At 61.9% G+C, this 19,667-nt stretch carries 17 protein-coding genes; 6 read left to right on the top strand and 11 right to left on the bottom strand.

Going from position 1 to position 19,667, the window contains the following annotated elements; genetic code table 11:
- Nucleotides 1-434: 434 nt before the first annotated feature.
- The 7 genes from aroB to pilM are packed head-to-tail and all read right to left on the bottom strand — an operon-like array spanning nucleotide 435 to nucleotide 6,524.
- Nucleotides 435-1,541: a 3-dehydroquinate synthase gene (gene aroB / locus HW452_RS06625; RefSeq protein WP_224105307.1), complete on the bottom strand. Its 1,107-nt coding sequence runs from the start codon at nucleotides 1,539-1,541 to the stop codon at nucleotides 435-437.
- Nucleotides 1,538-2,104, bottom strand: a complete 567-nt coding sequence (gene aroK, locus HW452_RS06620; protein ID WP_224105306.1) for a shikimate kinase AroK — start codon at nucleotides 2,102-2,104, stop codon at nucleotides 1,538-1,540. The genes aroB and aroK overlap by 4 nt, the downstream gene beginning before the upstream one ends.
- Nucleotides 2,104-3,798 carry a type IV pilus secretin PilQ gene (locus HW452_RS06615; protein ID WP_224105305.1) on the bottom strand — a complete coding sequence of 565 codons (1,695 nt, stop codon included), beginning with the start codon at nucleotides 3,796-3,798 and terminating at the stop codon, nucleotides 2,104-2,106. Before HW452_RS06615 ends, aroK begins: the two co-directional genes overlap by 1 nt.
- Nucleotides 3,799-3,809: 11 nt before the next feature.
- The gene (locus tag HW452_RS06610) at nucleotides 3,810-4,322 is read right to left on the bottom strand and encodes a pilus assembly protein PilP (protein ID WP_224105304.1); all 513 of its coding nucleotides are present in this window, start codon (nucleotides 4,320-4,322) and stop codon (nucleotides 3,810-3,812) included.
- Nucleotides 4,319-4,972: a type 4a pilus biogenesis protein PilO gene (locus HW452_RS06605; protein ID WP_224105303.1), complete on the bottom strand. Its 654-nt coding sequence runs from the start codon at nucleotides 4,970-4,972 to the stop codon at nucleotides 4,319-4,321. Before HW452_RS06605 ends, HW452_RS06610 begins: the two co-directional genes overlap by 4 nt.
- Nucleotides 4,969-5,523 carry a PilN domain-containing protein gene (locus HW452_RS06600; protein ID WP_224105302.1) on the bottom strand — a complete coding sequence of 185 codons (555 nt, stop codon included), beginning with the start codon at nucleotides 5,521-5,523 and terminating at the stop codon, nucleotides 4,969-4,971. The genes HW452_RS06605 and HW452_RS06600 overlap by 4 nt, the downstream gene beginning before the upstream one ends.
- A complete protein-coding gene (pilM, locus tag HW452_RS06595; RefSeq protein WP_224105301.1) occupies nucleotides 5,520-6,524 on the bottom strand; it encodes a type IV pilus biogenesis protein PilM in 1,005 nt (334 codons plus the stop codon). The genes HW452_RS06600 and pilM overlap by 4 nt, the downstream gene beginning before the upstream one ends.
- A 193-nt stretch (nucleotides 6,525-6,717) precedes the next feature.
- Between pilM and HW452_RS06590 the strand changes: the two genes are divergently transcribed.
- Nucleotides 6,718-9,246, top strand: a complete 2,529-nt coding sequence (locus HW452_RS06590; RefSeq protein ID WP_224105300.1) for a penicillin-binding protein 1A — start codon at nucleotides 6,718-6,720, stop codon at nucleotides 9,244-9,246.
- A gap of 72 nt (nucleotides 9,247-9,318) precedes the next feature.
- Here HW452_RS06590 and HW452_RS06585 read toward each other — a convergent pair whose 3' ends face one another.
- The 4 genes from HW452_RS06585 to lhgO form a co-directional block, all read right to left on the bottom strand.
- Nucleotides 9,319-11,331: a TRAP transporter permease gene (locus tag HW452_RS06585; protein ID WP_224105299.1), complete on the bottom strand. Its 2,013-nt coding sequence runs from the start codon at nucleotides 11,329-11,331 to the stop codon at nucleotides 9,319-9,321.
- A gap of 109 nt (nucleotides 11,332-11,440) precedes the next feature.
- The gene (locus tag HW452_RS06580) at nucleotides 11,441-11,953 is read right to left on the bottom strand and encodes a DUF1850 domain-containing protein (protein ID WP_224105298.1); all 513 of its coding nucleotides are present in this window, start codon (nucleotides 11,951-11,953) and stop codon (nucleotides 11,441-11,443) included.
- 24 nt (nucleotides 11,954-11,977) lie between these two features.
- Nucleotides 11,978-12,940, bottom strand: a complete 963-nt coding sequence (locus HW452_RS06575) for a TAXI family TRAP transporter solute-binding subunit (protein ID WP_224105297.1) — start codon at nucleotides 12,938-12,940, stop codon at nucleotides 11,978-11,980.
- Nucleotides 12,941-13,059: 119 nt separating this feature from the next.
- On the bottom strand, nucleotides 13,060-14,256 hold the full coding sequence (gene lhgO, locus HW452_RS06570; RefSeq protein WP_224105296.1) for an L-2-hydroxyglutarate oxidase: 1,197 nt from the start codon (nucleotides 14,254-14,256) through the stop codon (nucleotides 13,060-13,062).
- A 149-nt stretch (nucleotides 14,257-14,405) separates the two neighbouring features.
- Between lhgO and csiR the strand changes: the two genes are divergently transcribed.
- The 5 genes from csiR to HW452_RS06545 all read left to right on the top strand — a co-directional run bounded on the left by csiR (nucleotide 14,406) and on the right by HW452_RS06545 (nucleotide 19,647).
- Nucleotides 14,406-15,095 carry a DNA-binding transcriptional regulator CsiR gene (gene csiR, locus HW452_RS06565; RefSeq protein ID WP_224105493.1) on the top strand — a complete coding sequence of 230 codons (690 nt, stop codon included), beginning with the start codon at nucleotides 14,406-14,408 and terminating at the stop codon, nucleotides 15,093-15,095.
- 153 nt (nucleotides 15,096-15,248) lie between these two features.
- Complete coding sequence (locus HW452_RS06560; RefSeq protein ID WP_224105295.1) at nucleotides 15,249-16,427, top strand: acyl-CoA dehydrogenase; 1,179 nt, start codon at nucleotides 15,249-15,251, stop codon at nucleotides 16,425-16,427.
- A 30-nt stretch (nucleotides 16,428-16,457) separates the two neighbouring features.
- A complete protein-coding gene (locus tag HW452_RS06555; RefSeq protein ID WP_224105294.1) occupies nucleotides 16,458-17,672 on the top strand; it encodes a CaiB/BaiF CoA transferase family protein in 1,215 nt (404 codons plus the stop codon).
- Nucleotides 17,673-17,918: 246 nt separating this feature from the next.
- Complete coding sequence (locus tag HW452_RS06550; protein WP_224105293.1) at nucleotides 17,919-18,731, top strand: EAL domain-containing protein; 813 nt, start codon at nucleotides 17,919-17,921, stop codon at nucleotides 18,729-18,731.
- Nucleotides 18,721-19,647: a GGDEF domain-containing protein gene (locus HW452_RS06545; protein ID WP_224105292.1), complete on the top strand. Its 927-nt coding sequence runs from the start codon at nucleotides 18,721-18,723 to the stop codon at nucleotides 19,645-19,647. Before HW452_RS06550 ends, HW452_RS06545 begins: the two co-directional genes overlap by 11 nt.
- Nucleotides 19,648-19,667: the final 20 nt, after the last annotated feature.

Below are 19,667 nucleotides of genomic sequence, written 5' to 3'. Positions count from 1 at the left end.
GGTGTTTTATTGACAGCGTTCTTATGGTTTAATAACAGGTTTTTCTTTTTTTATGGCCTTTTTAGCCTGTCAGGAATAGGGCGCTAGCCCGGCCCGCTGCCGTAGTAAAATGGTTGCTCAGCATAGCGATTCGCCCACCTGTCGCGCAATCACCTGGCCCACCACACTGCCAGAAACCCTTTTCAAATCCAGCATTTGCATCACCCGGCCTGATAAAAAAGACATACAGTTCAAGCACTTGCATAGTGATAAAACGCTATTTCAACGAAAACACAAGAGAATTAAACTTTAGTCTAATGATGCCTGAAATCCCCATGCCGATAGCGCATAAGTCATGCTGATTACATCATGATCAATTATCTAACACTGTTCTAAAAACGAAAAAACCCGCCGGAAGGCGGGTTTCATGCAAGCAGGCTGATCTTGCAAGCGGGTTACGTGCGCGGGTAGCTATCGATAAGCTCACGCAGCAAGGTGTCGGGTGTCGTGTCATCGATGCAGGCATCGCCAATCGCGCCAAGCAGTATCAGGCGCAGCCGAGCATCCAGGTTCTTCTTGTCCAGGCGCATGCGCGAAAGAAAGTCATCGCTGTTCATGCCTGCCGGAGCCGCCAGCGGAAGCCCGGCACTTTCGATCACCGCGCGGGCGCGGTTCAGATCGGCGGTACTGATAAAGCCCAGTCGCTCGGAGAGCGTTGCCGCCATGGCCATCCCGGCGCCCACTGCTTCACCATGCAGCCAGTTGCCGTACCCCTGGTGCGCCTCGATGGCGTGGCCAAAGGTATGCCCCAGGTTCAAAAGCGCGCGCACCCCCTGCTCGGTTTCATCGTCGGCGACAATATCCGCCTTGATCTGGCAACTACGCGCGATGGCGTCGATCACGGCCTCAGGGCTTATCTGCCGCAGTGCCGCCATGTTCTCTTCAAGCCAACTCAAAAACGTCTCGTCGCGTATCAGCCCATACTTGATCACCTCGGCAAGGCCTGCCGACAGCTCGCGGTCCGGCAGCGTGGCAAGCGTTGCGATATCGATCACCACCGCCCGGGGCTGCCAGAACGCGCCGATCATGTTCTTGCCCAGCGGGTGATTCACACCCGTCTTGCCGCCGACGGAGGAGTCGACCTGGGAAAGCAGCGTCGTAGGCACTTGAATAAAGGCCACGCCACGCTGATAGGAGGCGGCGGCATAGCCAACCATATCGCCGATGACACCACCACCCAACGCGACCAGCGTACAGCGCCGGTTGAAGCCCGCTTCCAGCAGGGCATCCCAGATGCGCCCGACCTGCTCGATACTCTTGTACTGCTCGCCGTCCGGCAGCACCACGGTGCGTACGTCGAACTCATCAGGCAAGGTAGCGCACAGCGCCTCCAGATAAAGCGGGGCGATGGTTTCGTTGGTGACGACCATGACCTGCTTGCCCGCCAGATAGGGCACGAGCGCCTGCGGGTCGCTCAAGAGGCCGGTGCCAATATGGATCGGATAACTACGGTCGCCCAGCGCTACATCGAGCGTACGCTGGGCCGTGGCGGGTCGAGTCATGGAGATACCTTTGAGTTGGGCGCATCGACGCTTTCCAGCGGGTCGATCAGCCGGTGTACCCGACGCAGGATTTCGTTGACCACGGCGCGCGGACTGCGGCGGTCGGTGCGTACGGTAATATCGGACGTGGCGCGGTAGAGCGGGTCGCGGGCGGCAAACATGTCGTTCAGCACCTGCTCGCGGTTGGCGCACTGCAGAAGCGGCCGGTTGCGATCCTTCGCCGTGCGCTTGAGCTGCTGGTCCACGGTGGTCATCAGATAGATGACCGTGCCGCGCTCGCGCAGCGCCCGGCGGTTCTCTTCACGCAGCACTGCCCCGCCGCCGGTAGCCACCACGACGCTTGAAAGACGGGTTAGCTCGTCGATCATCTGGATTTCGCGCTGACGAAAGCCGCCCTCGCCCTCTACATCGAATATCCAGGGAATGTCCGCACCGCAGCGGTCCTGAATGGCGTGGTCGCTGTCATAAAACGTGCGCGCAAGCTCACCTGCCAGCAGGCGGCCTATCGTGCTTTTACCAGCCCCCATGGGGCCGATCAGAAAAAGGTTGGGTAAATCCTGCATCAGCGAACCGCCAAGCCGTCGTCAAGTAGTCGTGGAGTGATAAAGACTAACAACTCTACCTTCTCATTGCTCTCTTCGGTATACCGAAACAGCTGTCCAAGCCAAGGAATATCACCCAGAAACGGTGTTTTGGCCATCTGACTGAGCTGTTCGGTGGTCAAGATGCCGCCGAGCACCACCGTCTGGCCGTTGTCCACCAGCACCTGGGTCTCGATCTGGTTGGTGTCGATAGGCGGCTCACCGCCGAACCCGGACTCCCGAAAGCTGTCATTGGTGATCATCAGATCCATGATGATACGGTTATCCGGCGTAATCTGCGGTGTTACTTCAAGTGACAGCTCCGCCTCCTTGAACTGTGTGTCCGGATTGCCCTGTACGTCCACGCTTTGAAACGCCCGCTCCTCCCCCTGGCGAATGATTGCCGTGCGCTGGTTGGCGGTGATGACACGAGGCTGCGAAATGGTCTGGCTCTTGCCTTCACTTTCCAGCGCCCGAAGCTCCAGGTCGAGCAGGATGTCGCCTGACAGATAGCCAAAGCTGAAACCGGTGCTCGCCCCGGAAGACGAGCCCAGATCGACGGCCAGCCCGCCGCGCGCCCTGTTCAAGCCAGCCGGGTTGATATTGCGCGGGCCGAAGTTGCCGTTCTCCGCTGCCTGAAAGCCACGCGTACTGGAAGCCCCCCAGTTGACGCCAAGCTCCCGCGAGGCAGTATCCCGGGCAATCACGATGCGCGCCTCGATCTGTACCTGTCGCACCGGCACGTCCAGGCGCTCGAGGGTGCGCTTGATACGTGCTACCTGCTCGGCGGTATCCTGAATCAGCAGTGCATTGGTTCTAGGGTCCACGCTGATTCTTCCGCGCTCGGTCAATAGCCCAAAGCCATCTCCACCGCGCACCAGTGGCGCCAGCTCCTCGGCGCGCGCGTATTTGATCTCGATCAGTTCGTTCACCAGCGGCGCAAGCGCCTGGGGCTGACCCAGGGTATCGGCTTCTTGACGTTCGAGCCCGGCAAGCTCCCCCGCCGGGGCCACCAGAATCACGTTGTCATGCTCACGGCTGGCAAGCCCCTGGGTCTGCAGAATCAGCGCAAGCGCCTGGTCCCAGGGCACTTCGTTCAGGTTCAAGGTAATCCGTCCGGTCACGCTGTCGCTGGCAATCAGGTTCATGCCGGTAAATTCGGCCAGCCTTGCCAGCACGGCACGTATTTCCATGTCCTGCACGTTCAGGCTCAGCTTCTCGCCATTGAACCGCGCCGGCTCGGCAGCCTCTATCGACGAGCGAGGGCCTTGACCGGACGGACGCCGGGACAGCGCCGAAGAGGACTCACGCAGAGTAACCTGCAACTGGTCGCCCACTCTCTGCGTGGTGTAGTCCAAGGGCCTGGTCAGCCCCACGACCAGCCGGGTGCGACCACCCCCTTCCAGCACGCTGATACGCCCGACGCCCGCCTGCCCCACGCCGATATGCCGCTGGCCCAGGCCGTTTTGAGTATTGGCCAGATCCAGCATCAATTGCGGCGGGTCCTGAAGACGATGACTCTGGAGCGCCGCCACTTCACCGCTGAACTGAAGATCCAGCCTGACCTCATTATCGCTCTGCCGGTGCACATCGAGCGCGGTGAGCACTGAGGCCATGGCCGCGCAAGGCATCAGCAGCAAAACCACCAGCGTTACTCGCTTCATCAATACAGCCATGGTGGACTCCGTTACATTGAGGGGGTGCGGCGTGGCGCGTCCAAAGAGAGCGACACTCGCTGCGTCTCTTCCGTTACCGAACCAGGCTGGGTAATGTGCACCGCCTGCGCGGTTATTTCTTCAATGCGCCCCTTTTCACTACCGATGTAGCCACCTTCATGGGCGCTCACTACCTGTCCGTCCGGCATCTCGATCAAGGCAACGCGTTGCCCGCCCATGGCCAGCGTGCCCACCAGCCGCAGCTCGGCAAGCGGGAAATCTTCCAGCGGTTCGGGCGTGCGTGCAGGATCCGGGATTTCCGTTGGTCCCGCTGTCATGTCCGCAGGCTGGAAAGGGCTCGGGGCTTTGGCATAGCGATATACGGGCGTGGCAACCGCCGGCAGCGGCTCGACGGCTTCGGACGCGTAGGGTCCCGCCTTTTCGCGCAACGCGGCCAACGTGGCGTCCAACTGGTCGAGCTCGGGCTCGCCGCAGCCTGACAGACCAACCGTCAGTACGCTGACTACCGCCAACCCCACCCTCATGGCGACACCGCTGCCGGTGACAGGTCGTCATGCTCGCCTGGCTCTTTCACGTCATAGGCGCGAGCCGTCAAAGTCAACCGCAGGCTGGCGCCTGGCGATGCACTGGGTTCGAGGGTAAACGCATGGAGGCTGAGCAACTGGGGCAAGCGGCTGATATCGGCAACGAACTCGGCAATGTCGTGATAGCCGCCCAGCACCTCGATCTTTAGAGGGTATTCGGTATGAAAGGCGTGGCTGACACTCGGTGGCTGGTGCAGGGCATCGACCGCGAGGTGATTCGCTTCGGCAGCGTGCACAAGACTTTCCACCAGGGCAGGCATGCCTGCAAGAGGCGTCAGCAGGCCACGCACCTGGGTCATTTGAGCGTCAAGCGCCGCCCTGTGCGCACGCGCCTGGCCAAGCAGCCCTGCGGCGTGCACGCTACTGCGGTAATCGTTGAGCAAGCGCGCCTCTTCTCTCTGGGCCCCCTTCAGGGCCGAGCGGTCGTCATTTGCCCACCACCCGCCGACAAGCGCCAGCGCGACAATGAACACCAGCACGCCGCCCAGCACCTTTATCGACCAGGGCCAGTTGCCCGCCTCACCAAGGTCCAGCTCCCGCCAGTCAAGCGCCTGCAAGCGTTGCCACTCCTTTTGCCATTGCGGCCTCATGGCGCCTCCTGTTCATCAGAGCGCGGCGGGGTGATCTCGAAACTGACGTAGCGCTGGCCGTGCTGTCCGCGGTCAATAGCGGTGCGTATCGGCTCCTCGAGTCCTGGCCGCCGCGCCAGGCGGTGCAGATGCTCGGCCACCTGATTTTCGCTCTTTGCTGCCACCGTGGCACTGAGCTTGCCATGGCGGCGCTCGAGGCGTTGATAGGTCACGCCTACTACCTGGCTTGCCGCCAGGTCATTGAACAGGTGAAGCGTCTGGGGGCGCGCCTCAATCAGACGCCTGAACAGGCCCAGCTGTCGCTCGAGCCGCGCAATCGCCTGGTGATGGCGCTCGGCTTCGTCGATTTCCTGTTCGAAGAGCGCTATCTGGCTCGTGAGGTGAGCGTTGCGCGCCTGCTGGTTGGCAAGCATGTGCTGATAGGCATGGACCATCACCCCGCCGACCGCCGCTCCCAGGGCACCGACCAGCAGCATGCTGCAATAGAAATGGCGCGTGCGCTGCCTGCGCCGCGCTTCGCGCCAGGGCAGCAGGTTGATCATGACGCTCATGGCACCACCCGCAGGGCAAGCCCGCAGGCCGTCATCAGGCGGGCCGAATCCTCTGCCAATGCCTGATGCTCCCGCCGCTGCGTCAGCTGCTTGCTTGACCCCACGGCGCCAAGCGGGTCGCCCAGGATTACCTCGATGCCGCAGGCCTTGGAAAGTTGCGCGGCCAGCCCCGGCGCTGACGCTCCATCGCCGACCAGTACCAGGTGGGTGGGGGCAAGCGCGTCTTGCGTGGCGTAGTAAAGCCGCAGCGCGCGGTTGACCTGCTGGGCCAGGGAGTTGCTCCAAAGGGCTGAAGGCATTCGCGCCATATCGGCCAGGCGGGCAAGCCTGCTCTCCTGGGTATAGACGACCTGCCCCTCATGAAGCACATGAAGCGTCATCGTCGCCTCGCGTTGCGCACCCAGCGTCACCTCCACCAGCCCCGCGCAGGTAGCACTGCCGTCATCAGGGCCCGAAGCGCCCAGTACGCTAAACGCGCGCGCCAGTGCAAAGGTGCTTATATCGACGGCAACCGGGTCAAGCCCTGCCCGCGCCACAACGCTGGTCCAGGGCCAAAGGTCCTGCTGTCGGCAGGCTACCAGCAGAACCTGCTGTAAATGCGGGGCGCCGGGCGCGGGGTCCTGAGTAACGAAATCAAAGGCGACATCAGTGAACGGAAAGGCAAGCGGGTGGTCTGACTCGGCCAGTAAACGCTCCTCGATCGCCTGCTCATCGAGTTCTGCAGGGAAGACTAGCGTTTGGGTGATGGCCAGATGCGCTGGCAAGGCGATAGCGGCCTTTCGGGTAGCGGGCCTCGCCTCATCGAGCGCCTGAACCAGGGCTTGCGTGACGTCATCGGCGTCTTCGATGTGGCCGTCGACGACGGTGCCCTTGGCAAGCGGGCGAATCGCGTAGCTTTCGACCCGGTAGGTGCCACGGCTTTTTTTAACCTCCAGCAACTTGACGGCGGTCGAGCCAATATCGATGCCAATCAAGCTTTTACTGGCTTTGATCAAGCGCATGGTGGGTTTCTTCCTGCCTTCTTGCGTGGCGGCTGCGCGGTGTTACGCCTCGTCAATCCTGTAACGCGCGGCTGAATTTACGGCGTATCAGCACTGGTGGCCGATGCCTCGCCTTCCTATAATGGCTGCCAATTGCGCGATACGGCCGTTTAAACGCCGATCCTATTCTTCTTATCATGGGTGCCCCCTGTTCATGACGTTTTTGCGAACCCTCATCCTGTCGCTGTTCTTTCTTGTCGTTTCGTTAGTCGGTGCCGCCGCGCTTGCCGTGGTGGGGGCTGCTATCTACTTCTCTCCGGGCCTGCCCGATGTACGCCAGTTGCAAAACTTCGAGCTGCATTCGCCGCTGCGCATCTTTACCAACGACGGCAAGCTGATTGGCGAGTTCGGTGAAGAGCGCCGGGTAGTGGTGGATTTCGACGAGATCCCCCAGGACATGGTGAACGCCCTGATCGCCGCCGAAGACACCAACTACTTTGACCACGCGGGCGTGGATCCTCGCGGGCTCGCCCGGGCAGCCGTCGAGCTTGCCCAGAGCGGTGGCGCCATCCAGTCCGGCGGCTCGACCATTACCATGCAGGTCGCGCGTAACTACATGCTGACCCTGGACCAGACCTTCACACGTAAGATCCGTGAAATCCTGCTTGCCCTGCAGATGGAGAAGGTACTGAGCAAACAAGAGATCTTCGAACTTTACGTTAACAAAATTTTCTTAGGGAATCGAGCCTACGGCATCGCCGCGGCGGCTGATACCTATTACGACAAACCGCTTTCCGAACTCACCCTGGCGGAAACCGCCATGATCGCCGGCTTGCCCAAGGCACCGTCGGCGTTCAACCCGCTGGCCAACTCCGAGCGCTCGCTCATTCGCCGCAACTGGATCCTGTTTCGCATGCGCGAGCTTGGCTATATCGATGACAGCCAGTACCAGGCCGCGGTGCAGGAGCCGGTCACTGCACGCCGCCACTACACCCAGACGGAAGTCGACGCCTCCTACGTGGCGGAAATGGCCCGTCAGTACGCGGTCGAACGCTTCGGCGACACCGCCTATACCGCTGGCTACCGCATCTATACGACCCTGGATAGCGAGCTGCAGCCATTTGCCCGCGACGCGCTCGCCAACGGGCTGCTCGAGTACGACCTGCGCCACGGCTGGCGCGGCGCCGAGCAGCACGATATCGCCCCGAGCCTTGTCGAAGCCCAGGAACGCACCGCTACCCAAGGCCTTGAAGAGGAGCTTTCCGAGTCGCCGGAAATCCGCCAGACCGCCCGCCAGGCCGCCGAGCGCAGCCAGACGGAGATTGCCGGTATTGAAGGTGACGTGAGCAACTGGATTCAGGTACTGGAGCGCACGCCCAACTATGGCCTGCTTCAGCCGGCCATCGTGGTGCAGAGCAGCGGCCGGGAAATGCAGGTGCTGACCCGCGGCGGAGAACTCAAGACCATCGGCTGGGACGGTTTGAGCTGGGCACGCGCGTATCAAAGCCCGCGCAGCCGGGGTGGTGAGCCAAGCTCTGCCGACCAGATCGCCGTGCGTGGCGACCTGGTGCGGATCATCGAACCCTCGAATGGGGCCGTGCGTCTTTCCCAGCGGCCGGATGCCGAAGGCTCGCTGGTAGCGCAGGACCCGCGCACCGGTGCCATCCTGGCCCTGCAAGGCGGTTTTGATTTCAACGCCAGCAAGTTCAACCGCGCCATTCAGGCTCAGCGCCAGGCAGGCTCCATCTTCAAGCCGTTCATCTATCTGGCCGCGCTGCAGGATGGCGAAATGAACGCGGCAAGCGTGGTCAACGATGCCCCGGTCGTGCTGAATGACGGCAGCAACTCGCTGTGGCGCCCGGTCAACTCCAGCCGCGACTTCCAGGGCCCCATGCGCCTGCGTCCGGCACTCGCCCGCTCGCGCAACCTGGTCACCATCCGCGTGCTGCAGACCATGGGCCTGGATCACACGATCAACTACCTGGAGGGCTTCGGCTTTGCGCCGGGCCGTTTGCCCCATGGACTTTCGCTTGCCCTGGGTAGCGCCAGCCTGACCCCCTTGGAGATGACCAACGCCTATTCGGTGATCGCCAACGGCGGCTTCCAGGTCGCCCCGTGGTTCATCGAGCGCGTTACCCGCAACGACGATCATGAACTCATCAACGAAGCCAGCCCCAAGGTAGCCTGCCCCAGCTGTGAAGAGGGCCAGGAGTTCGTCGAGATCGATGGGCGTGAATATCCGGTTGCCGAGCGCGTGGCGGATGCCGCCGCCGTGTACATCCTGCGCGACATGCTGCGCGACGTTATCACCTCGGGCACCGGGCGTGGCGCGCTGAGCCTCAACCGTGACGATATCGTGGGCAAGACCGGCACCACCAACAGCCAGCGCGATGCCTGGTTTGCAGGTTTCAACAGCAACCTGGTGACCACCGTATGGGTCGGCAAGGACAGCAATGAAACCATTGCCGAATACGGCGCCAACGCGGCACTGCCTATCTGGACGGCGTTCATGGGCAAGGCGCTGGAAGGCACGCCCAGCGCCTTGCCGGAGCGACCTGCCACGGTCGTGACCGCCCAGGTAGATCCCAATACCGGGCGCCGCCTGCAGGAGGGCCAGGGCGGTGGCATTACCGAGTTCTTCCACCGCGACCACCTGCCCGACTACCAGCCCCGCGGCATCAGCCGTGAACTGGAAGAGGCCAGCGGCTCGCAAGGCTCAGGCACGGCCGAGTCGATCTTCTAAGCGCCAAAAGCCCGGAAACCTTGCGGTTTCCGGGCTTTTTCATGGCAGCCCCCCTGCTGGGTGCCAGCCGCCTTACGCCACGCCAGCAGGCACTTCGCGCCTGCTGGCACTCCAGTTCAGACCAATCACCACCACCATGACCACCACACCGAGCACTTCGGTCAGAAGGCTTGGGTAGAAAACGCCGACGATAGCGGCAGTGATCGCCAGACGCGGCAGCCACGCCATGCGGGTAAACAGATAGCCCTCGAGGGCGGCGGCAAAGGCGCACAGCGCCAGAATAGCGATGAGTGCGTTCCAGGCCACCACCAGTACCGGCCCGCCCACGATGATTTCCGGATTGAAGACCATGAACAGCGGAATCAGGTAGAGCCCCTTGGCGAACTTCCAGGCCTGGAAGCCGGTTTCCATGGGTTTGCTGCCCGCAATGGCCGCCCCGGCAAAACCGGCAAGCGCAATGGGGGGCGTCACGTTGGAGTCCTGGGAGTACCAGAACACCACCAGGTGAGCGATCAGCAGCGGTACGCCAAACTCATTGGTCAGCGCCGGGCCCACCAGCACGATCAGCACGATATAGCTTGCCGTCACCGGCAGCCCCATCCCCAGTATCAGGCTTGCCAGCAGCACCAGAACCAGGGCCAGTACCAGGTTACCGCCGGAGAAGGCCAGCATCATCGAGGAGAATTTGAGCCCCAGGCCGGTAAGCCCCACCACGCCAACGATGATCCCCGCCACCGCGCACGCCATGGAAACCGCCACGGCGTTGCGTGCACCAAGCTCGAGCCCTTCCACCAGCTTGACAAGCCCTGCCCGGATAACGCCTTTGGTACGCTCGAGCGTGACCGGCTGGCCTTGCGCCGGGGCAACGAAGAAGTACCACAGTGCATAGCGAATCACGGCCACGGCGACCATGGTCACCACGGCGTAGTAGCCTACCCGCATGGGCGAGAGGCTCATGGCCAGCAGCCAGACCAGCACGGCCAACGGCAACAGAAAGTGCCAGCCATCCTTCATGACCTGGCGCATCTTCGGCAGCTCGGCGCGAGCCATGCCCTGCATGCCCTGCTTCAACGCGATGATGTGCACGAACAGATACACCGTGGCGAAGTACATGATCGCCGGCAGGATACTGATCTTGACGATGTCCAGGTAGGGCGTGTTGGTGTACTCGGCGATCAGGAAAGCGCCGGCGCCCATCAGCGGCGGCATGATCTGCCCGCCGGTAGAGGCTGCCGCCTCAATGCCGCCGGCCTGCTTGGGCTGATAGCCCAGCTTTTTCATCAGCGGAATGGTAAAGGCGCCGGTGGTCACCACGTTGGCAATGGCGCTGCCCGAAATGGACCCCATGCCGGCCGAGGCCAGCACAGCGGCCTTGGCCGGGCCGCCGCGCTGACGCCCGGTGGCCGCGTAGGCCATATCGATAAAGAACTTGCCCGCGCCGGTGCTTTCCAGAAAGGCCCCGAACAGCACGAAGATGAAGATATAGGTCGCCGCCACGCCCAGCGGCAGGCCGAAGATGCCCTCCTGGCCCAGGTACAGCTGCCCGGCGACCCGGTCAAGCGAGTAGCCGCGGTGATTCAGGATCCCGGGCAGCCATTCGCCGAGCCAGGGCAATTCCCCACGCGGCCCGGCAAAGGCGTACACGATGGCCAGCACGCCGATGATCGTCATGCCAAGCCCTACGGCACGACGGCTGGCTTCCAGCACCGTGACCGTGGCAATGCAGGCCACCAGGATGTCGGTGTCGTTCCAGAAGCCGGCCCGGCTGACGATATCATCCAGAAAGAGCACCAGGTAGCCACCGGTAATCAAGGCCCCGGCGAAGAACACCAGATCAATCGACCAGCCCAGCACCCCGCGCTTGCGGTTGGGCCCGAAGGCAGGAAACATCAGAAAGGCCAGCAGCATGATCAGCGCCAGGTGAATACCGCGCTGGTAAAAAAGCCCCAGCGGCTGAATGCCCGCCGAATAGAGCTGAAACAGGGAAAGCGCGACCGCCACGATGGTAATGCACCACAGCACCAGACGCGGCTGAATCGCATTACCGCCCGGCATGAGGACCGGCGGTGGGTTGGATTCGTTCATGAAGTCCTCGGAAAATGTTGTCTAGCTTGTTTTTGATGACACGTACTACCCTGGCTCTCGCGGCTCAGGTTATTGGCATACTTCAGGTTATTTGCTTACTGCGCACTGTTTACTGACTTATGGAGTGTGCTGATGGCGCTGTCAGTTGAATCGTCACTCGTTGCCCGGCCGCGTGCTCGCTCAGGCTTGTGTCCGGGTGCTCGCCGCCCGGCCATACCACCTGGTGGTTGACCGCTGGCGCGCCGACCCGAAGCACATAGCGATTGCCGGGCACCGGCTCATCGATGGCGTTGATCCAGTAACCGCCCTGACCGTCGGACACCTGCTCACCCCGGCCCACGATATGCCCAAGTCCGGCGGCAAAGTCGGGCTGGTGGCTGCGTTCGAGCTGCATGATGCCGCCCACATTGCGGTAGCAATCCAGCACCGTGAAGTGTTCGACCGAATGCTTCCACTGGATACACCAACTCGTCCCGTTGGGGGCCGGCGCATCCAGCAGCGTCTCCCCCTGCTGGGTAGTCACCACCAGATACGCCGACGCCGAGGCAGGAGCAGCCCCGGCCTCGGCGAGCGGTAAACCGACCAGCAGAAGCATCATCAGCGTTCGTTGTTGCCACTGCATGACAGATGCTCCGTCAGAAGGAGATCATTCCGGACGCAGGCGGTCCGGAATCTCGGCACCCACTTCCTCGAAGTAGCGGATCGCGCCCGGATGCAGCGGTACCGGCGTGGAGTTCATGGTGAACTCGATCGTGGTGTCGTTGGCCGCCGGGTGTACGGCGATCAGTTCGTCGATATGCTCGAACAGCAGCTGGGTCAGCTGGTAGGCAAGGTCTTCATCCATGTCGGCATTGACCACCAGGACGTTGGGAATGCCGATGGTCTGAACGGCTTCATCCATGCCGTCGTACATGCCGGCGGCCAGCTCGTAAGGGGCGAAGACCGCCTCTTCTTCCTGAGCGTTGGCAATCTCTTCATCCGACAGGCTGATCAGGCGAATATCGCGCGTGGCGGCGAGGTTGAGAATCGAGCTGGTGGGCGGGCCGACGCTCCAGAAACCGGCATCGATATCGCCATCACGAATGGCATCGGCGGTTTCGTTGAAGTTGAGACGCTGGGGAGTAAAATCCCGGTAGCTGATGCCGTTGGATTCCAGCACGGCGCGGGCGTTGAGCTCGGTGCCGCTACCCGGCGCACCGACGGATACCCGCTTGCCGGCCAGGTCGCTGATGCTTTGGATATCGGATTCCGCAAGCGTCACCAGCTGCACCGCGTTGGGATAGATGGAGGCGAGTGCACGGGTGTTCTCCACCTGGCGGCCTTCGAAATCGCCGGTGCCGGTGTAGGCCTGATACACCGTGTCGGCAAGCGCCGTGGCAAGGTCGGCATCGCCACGCATGATCAGCCCCATGTTCTCGACCGAGGCACCGGTCACCTCTGCCGTTGCCTGCGCCCCTTCGATGTGCTTGTTGATCATTTCGGCGAGGCCGCCGCCGATGGGGTAGTAAACGCCGCCGGTGCCGCCGGTGGCGATGGAGAGCTGCTGGGCGCTGGCAGGCAGTGCTACGGCCAGCATGGATGCGGCGACAGTATATTTGAGTGTGCGCATGCGTAGTGCCTCCGTCCTGTTTGGACTTGTGTAATAGGGTTGACAAAGGAGGTGCAAGTTTCCGATTCCCGTTCGTGCAGAAGCGGTAGCCAGACGTTAGCACGGCTTCTGCGCGGAGGCTATTGGGACAATAGTGCCATGACCTGCCGGGTGATATGCGCCCCGATAGGCAGCGCCGAAGTGGCCGCCGGCGACGGCGCATTGCCCACGTTCACGGTGCGCCGGGTGTTCACGAACACGAAATCATCCATCAGCCGGCCCTGGCGCGAGACGGCCTGGGCGCGTACACCCGCCGGGTAAGGCAGCAGATCCTCAAGCGTCAGACGGGGGCAGTACTTGCGCACCAGTTCCAGGTAGCCGCGCTTGTAAAGCGAGTTCTTCATCTCCCCAAGGCCGGGTTTCAGGTGCCGGCCCAATACCTTCAATACGCCCGGGTGGGTAAACATCCCGCCCATATCACGCAGTGACATATCCTGCTTGCGATACCCTTCCCGCTTCAGTGCCAGCACCGCGTTGGGCCCGACCGTGACGCTGCCGTCGATCATGCGCGTCAAGTGAACGCCCAGAAACGGCATGGCGGGGTCCGGAATCGGGTAGATCAGGTGATTGACGATCTGATCATGATGTGAAGGCAGACGGTAGTACTCCCCCCGGAACGGACAGATCGTGAAGCCTGGGTCCTGGCCCAGCATGCGAATCACGCGGTCCGCCATGAGCCCGGCGCAGGTCACCAGGTAGCGGCTGCTGAACGTGTCCTGCGTGGTGCTGATCACGACTTCCGCCCGGCGCTCTTCAAGCCCCGTGACCTTGACGCCATAGCGGATGCTGCCGCCCAGGCTCTCGAACTCGGCAGCCATGGCGCGCGTGACCTCAGCGTAGTCGACGATGCCGCTTGAAGGCACGAAAATGCCCGCTTCACCGCGAATATGGGGTTCGCGCTCCTTGAGTGCTTCGCCACTCAGCCACTCCCGTTCAAGCCCATTGGCCGCAGTGCGCTCCCAAAGCGCCCGCATCCGCTCGGTTTCAAGTGCATTGGTGGCCACCAGCAGCTTGCCGCAGGTGGTGTAAGCCACGCCGTGCTGGTCACAAAATTCCCGGGTTGCCCGGTTGCCTTCAAGGCAGAACCTGGCTTTCAGACTGCCCGGCGTGTAATACACCCCGGCATGGATGACGCCGCTGTTGTGGCCGGTCTGATGCTGGGCGGGGCCGCTCTCCTTCTCGAGGACAAGCAGACGTTTTTCGGGGTAAGCCTTCTGCAGCTGCATGGCGGTGGACATGCCCAGGATACCGCCACCAATAATGATGAAATCCCACATGAATCCCCCCTCTTGTGCCAAATTGTTAAAATTTATTGATAATAGCCGTTATTCTATCTTCGCCAGTTCTATCTTCGCCTGTTTGCCGCCATCTCACCAGGGAGCCGCGCGTTAGGGGGATTGTCATGGAAACCGCCAGGGAGATTGCCATGGAAACAGAAGCGCCGCGCCAGAACCTCGCCATCAACGCTTACCGCACGCTCAAGCACGATATTATCCGCGGCCGCTACGCGCCGGAAGAGAAGCTTTTGATGAGCCGCTTGAAGGAGCGCTACGGCGTCAGCACCGGCCCACTGCGCGAAGCGCTTTCCCAGCTGGTGGCCGACCGTCTGGTAGTGGCGATCAGCCAGCGGGGCTATCGCGTGGCCGCCATGTCGCTTGCCGAGCTTAACGATATCTACGACGCCCGCGCTCAGCTCGAAGGGCTGATTCTGCGTCTGGCCATCGAGCGCGGTGACGACGACTGGGAAGCCGCCGTGGTGGCCACCGCTCACCGGCTTGCCAAGGTCACCGAGATAAGCTCGCCAGACGAGCTGCTCGATGGCTGGGATTTTCGTCACAAGGCGTTTCATACCGCCATCGCCAGTGGCTGCAACTCCCCTCACCTATTGCAGATGCGCGACACCCTGTTCGACCAGGTGGAGCGCTATCGCCACCTGTGGCTGCAGGAGACCGTGATGTCCTCGGATGCGCTCGAACTCAAGCGTCAGGAGCATGCTGCCCTGGTCGAGGTCATTCTCGCCCGCGACGCCGAACGGGCCGCCGTGCTGATGCGCGACCACCTGATGACACCAGTACCCATCATTACCCGGGTGCTTGAGGCCCGGGGCATGCGGTAAATTCTGCATTTTAAAAAAATGTAGATATTTTAAAATAACGGCGATACATTGACTTTACTTGAAGAGTAGATCGATGGCTCGTCGTGGGCGCCTGTGTGTCTACGCGAAACGCTTTCTCAAACACAATAGTCAAGAACCGCCAGGAGCTTCGAAATGACACATTTCAACTGGGATGACCCGCTACTGCTGGAACAACAGCTCACCGACGAAGAGCGCCAGATTCGCGACGCGGCCCACGACTACTGCCAGGAAAACCTTCAGCCCCGCGTACTCAGCGCCTTCCGTGAAGAGCGCTTCGACCGCGAGATCATGTCCGAGATGGGCGAGCTTGGCCTCTTGGGCGCCACCGTCGCCGAGGAGTACGGCGGTGCGGGCGTCAATCACGTGGCCTACGGGCTGATTGCCCGCGAGGTGGAGCGCGTCGACTCCGGCTACCGCTCGGCCATGAGCGTGCAGTCGTCGCTGGTGATGTATCCCATCGAGACCTACGGTTCTGAAGAGCAGAAGCAGAAGTACCTGCCCAAGCTTGCCAGTGGCGACATGGTCGGCTGCTTTGGCCTGACCGAACCGGACCACGGCTCGGATCCGGGCTCGATGATCACCCGCGCCGAAAAAGTGGACGGCGGCTACCGGCTCACCGGCGCCAAGATGTGGATCACCAACAGCCCGATTGCCGATATCGCCGTGGTATGGGCCAAATCCGCCGCCCACGACAACCAGATCAAGGGCTTCATCGTGGAGCGCGGTACCGAAGGCTTCTCCACCCCCAAGATCGAAGGCAAGGTGTCGCTGCGCGCCTCGGTGACCGGCGAGATCGTGCTGGATAACGCCTTCGTGCCTGAAGAGAACCTCTTGCCCAACGTCAGCGGCCTGAAAGGCCCGTTTGGTTGCCTGAACAAGGCGCGCTACGGCATCGCCTGGGGCGTGATGGGTACGGCGGAGTTCTGCTGGCACGCCGCGCGCCAGTACACCCTGGATCGCAAGCAGTTCGGCCGCCCGCTGGCCGCAAACCAGCTGATCCAGAAAAAGCTCGCCGACATGCAAACCGAGATCGCCCTCGGCCTTCAGGCCGCGCTGCAGGTGGGTCGGCTGATGGACAGCGGCAACTGGACGCCGGAAATGGTGTCGCTGATCAAGCGCAACAACTGCGGCAAGGCGCTGGATATTGCGCGGGTTTCCCGGGACATGCACGGCGGCAACGGCGTGTCCGACGAGTACGGCGTCATCCGTCACATGGTGAACCTGGAATCGGTCAACACCTACGAAGGCACCCACGACGTGCATGCCCTGATTCTGGGCCGCGCCCAGACCGGTCTGCAATCGTTCTTCTAGGCACTCACCCGGCAGGCCAAAGGAGTCACCATGAGCACACCTTCAAAACCGCTGGCCGGTATCAAGGTACTCGATATTTCCCGAGTGCTGGCAGGGCCGTGGTGCGGCCAGATGCTTGCCGACATGGGCGCCGACGTGATCAAGGTAGAGCGCCCGGTAGCGGGCGACGACACCCGCCACTGGGGCCCGCCCTGGCTTGAGGGCACGGCGGAATCGGCCTACTACCTGTGCGCCAATCGCGGCAAGCGCTCGGTCACCATCGACATGGCCAAGCCCGAAGGGCAAGCGCTCATCCGCCAGCTGGTCGCGCAATCCGACGTGCTGCTGGAGAATTTCAAGGTGGGTGGGCTCAAGCGTTACGGGCTGGATTACGCAAGCCTCAAGACGCTCAACCCACGGCTCGTCTACTGCTCGATTACCGGCTTTGGCCAGGAGAGCCCCTACGCCCACCGTGCGGGTTACGACTTCATGATTCAGGCCATGGGCGGCATCATGAGCCTGACCGGCAAGTCTGACGATGAGCCCGGCGGCGGGCCGGTGAAAAGCGGCGTGGCGTTTACCGATATCTTCACCGGGCTGTATGCCGCCAACGCCGTGCTCGCCGCGCTCTACCAGCGCCGGGATACGGATACGGGTTGCCATATCGACTTGGCGCTGATGGACGTTCAGGTGGGCGTGCTGGCCAATCAGGCGCTCAACTATCTGACATCGGGCAAGGTGCCGCAGCGTCTGGGCAACGCGCATCCCAATATCGTGCCCTACCAGGCGTTTGCCACCCTCGATGGCCACATGATTGTCGCGGTAGGAAACGATGAGCAGTTCCGGCGCTTTTGCGAGGTGCTCTCCCTGAGTGATCTGCCCGCCGATGCGCGGTTTGCCACCAACGGTGCCCGGGTCCATCAGCGTGGCATCCTGGTGCCCATTCTCCAGGCGGCGATTGCCCAGCGCACCACCGATGAGTGGCTGGCCGCCCTTGAAGCCGTCGGCGTGCCCTGCGGGCCGATCAACACCCTGGACCGCGTCTTCGATGACCCTCACGTCAAGGCGCGTGGCTTGAAGCAGACGCTTCCTCACGCCCAGGTCGGCGAGGTCAACCTGGTGGCCAACCCCATTCGTATGAACGGCAAGTCCATCAGTGCGCCTACTGCCCCGCCACGGCTTGGCGAACATACCGCCGACATTCTCGATGAAATCGGCATCAGCCCGGCACAGCGCCAGGCGCTGCATGACGCTGGCATCATTTAATTCACCGCGCGTGAGCCCAGCACTCTATACTCCATTCCCTGCGCCCGGCCGGGCGCTTTTACCACCCTCCACCCTATCAAGAGCGCGCCACGGCCAGTACGGCGTCACGCCACTTGATAACCTGGCCTATTATCCAAGCACGCCATAGCCGCTACACTTAGCGATGTACTGTTTCGATGTGTCCGCTTGTAGACGATGAGCGTTTGCAGCAAAGGAATGTGCGGACACATCAAGTAAGGAGGCTTTATGAGTCATTGCGCACGCGTCAACGGGCGCTGTAAACGCTGTGAAGGGGAGCTGCCGTTCGCCTTCACCATGGCATTCCAGCCTATCGTCCATATCGAGCATGCCAGGATACATGCTTATGAAGCCCTGGTTCGCGGGCCGGACGGCGAGTCTGCCTGGAGTGTTCTCTCCCAGGTCACCGACGATCTGCTTTACCGCTTTGACCAGGCCTGCCGCGTCAAGGCCATCGAAATGGCAAGCGCGCTGGGCATGCAGACCAGCCTGTCGATCAATTTTCTGCCCAACGCGGTTTACGAGCCCGAGGCCTGCATCCAGGCCACACTTGAAACCTCGCACCGTGTCGGCTGGCCCGCCGAACGGCTCATTTTCGAGGTGACCGAAACCGAACGCGTCAAGGATCGCCGGCATCTGCGCGATATCATCGGCGCCTATCGCTCCATGGGGTTCAAGACGGCGCTGGACGATTTCGGCAACGGCTACGCCAACCTCGACCTGCTGACTGACCTTACGCCGGACAAACTCAAGATCGACCGCGAGCTGGTCATGAACTGCGACCATCATCCGCGCCGTCAGGCACTTCTTGGCACCCTGGTATCCCTGGCCCGCCAGCTGGGCATCACCTTGATTGCCGAAGGTGTCGAAACCCGCGCCGAAGCACTCTGGCTTGCCAGGGCGGGTATCGTCCGCCAGCAGGGATACTACTTTGCCAGGCCCGTGGTCAATTCATTGGGTGACGACCTGACGCCCCGGCTCGCCGCCCTGCGCGACGAAGCCCTGCTTACGACACTCGCAGGTAGCCCTCATGATCGATAAGGGCCTGGATAACATCTATCAGCTGTTCACCCGCACAAGGCGCAATACCGAGAACATCATCAAGACGGCCCCCGTGGGTATCTGCATTACCGACCCCGACGGCTGCTTCGAGATGGTCAATGCCGCTTACTGCCACTTTTACGGGTACAGCGAAGAGGAACTGCTGGGCAAGCATTTCTCCATGATGATTGCCCCCGCCGACCGTGACGCGTTGACGAGACGGCACGACGAGTTCATCAAGGGCGACAGCATTCAGGATTTTCGCCAGGAGTGTGAAGTGCGCGACAAACAAGGCGATGTCCACACGATCATCGCCGAGGCGGCGCGCATCGAAGGCGACGATGGACGGCCTCGCCAGTTAACGTTCATCGTCGACATAACCGAGCGCAAGCAGCTCGAAGAGCGGCTGAAACAAGCCAATGAACGCCTCGATCACCTGGCCCATCGTGACGAGCTGACGGGGTTGTTCAATCGCCGCGCCGGCCTTCAACGCCTGGGAGAAGAGGAGCAGCGCTCGAAGCGCTACGGCAATGCGCTCAGTATTGCCATCTTCGACCTGGATAGCTTCAAGGCCATCAACGACACCTACGGCCACGGCATTGGTGACGACGTGCTCAGGGAAGTCACGGCGCTGGTCGGCCAGACCCTGCGCAGCACGGATATTCAGATGCGCCTGGGTGGTGAGGAGTTTTTGATCATCATGCCGGAAGTGGACACTCAGGCCGCCGAGCGGGCCATGGAGCGGGTATGCGAGGCGATAGCGGACGCACGGTTTACCTGCCAGCAGATACACGTCACTGTCTCGGCTGGCGTTGCCTGCTACGCTGAAACCATCCACCGCTGCATTCTGGACCGGGCCGACGGCGCCATGTACCGCGCCAAGGAGGCCGGCGGCAACCGGGTGGTCGTCGCCTGACGGGTTGCACAGGCAAACAC

This window comes from Vreelandella aquamarina (assembly GCF_020075495.1).
Taxonomy (GTDB): Bacteria; Pseudomonadota; Gammaproteobacteria; order Pseudomonadales; family Halomonadaceae; genus Vreelandella; species Vreelandella aquamarina_A.
This window is presented reverse-complemented; position numbering and strand designations above follow the sequence as displayed.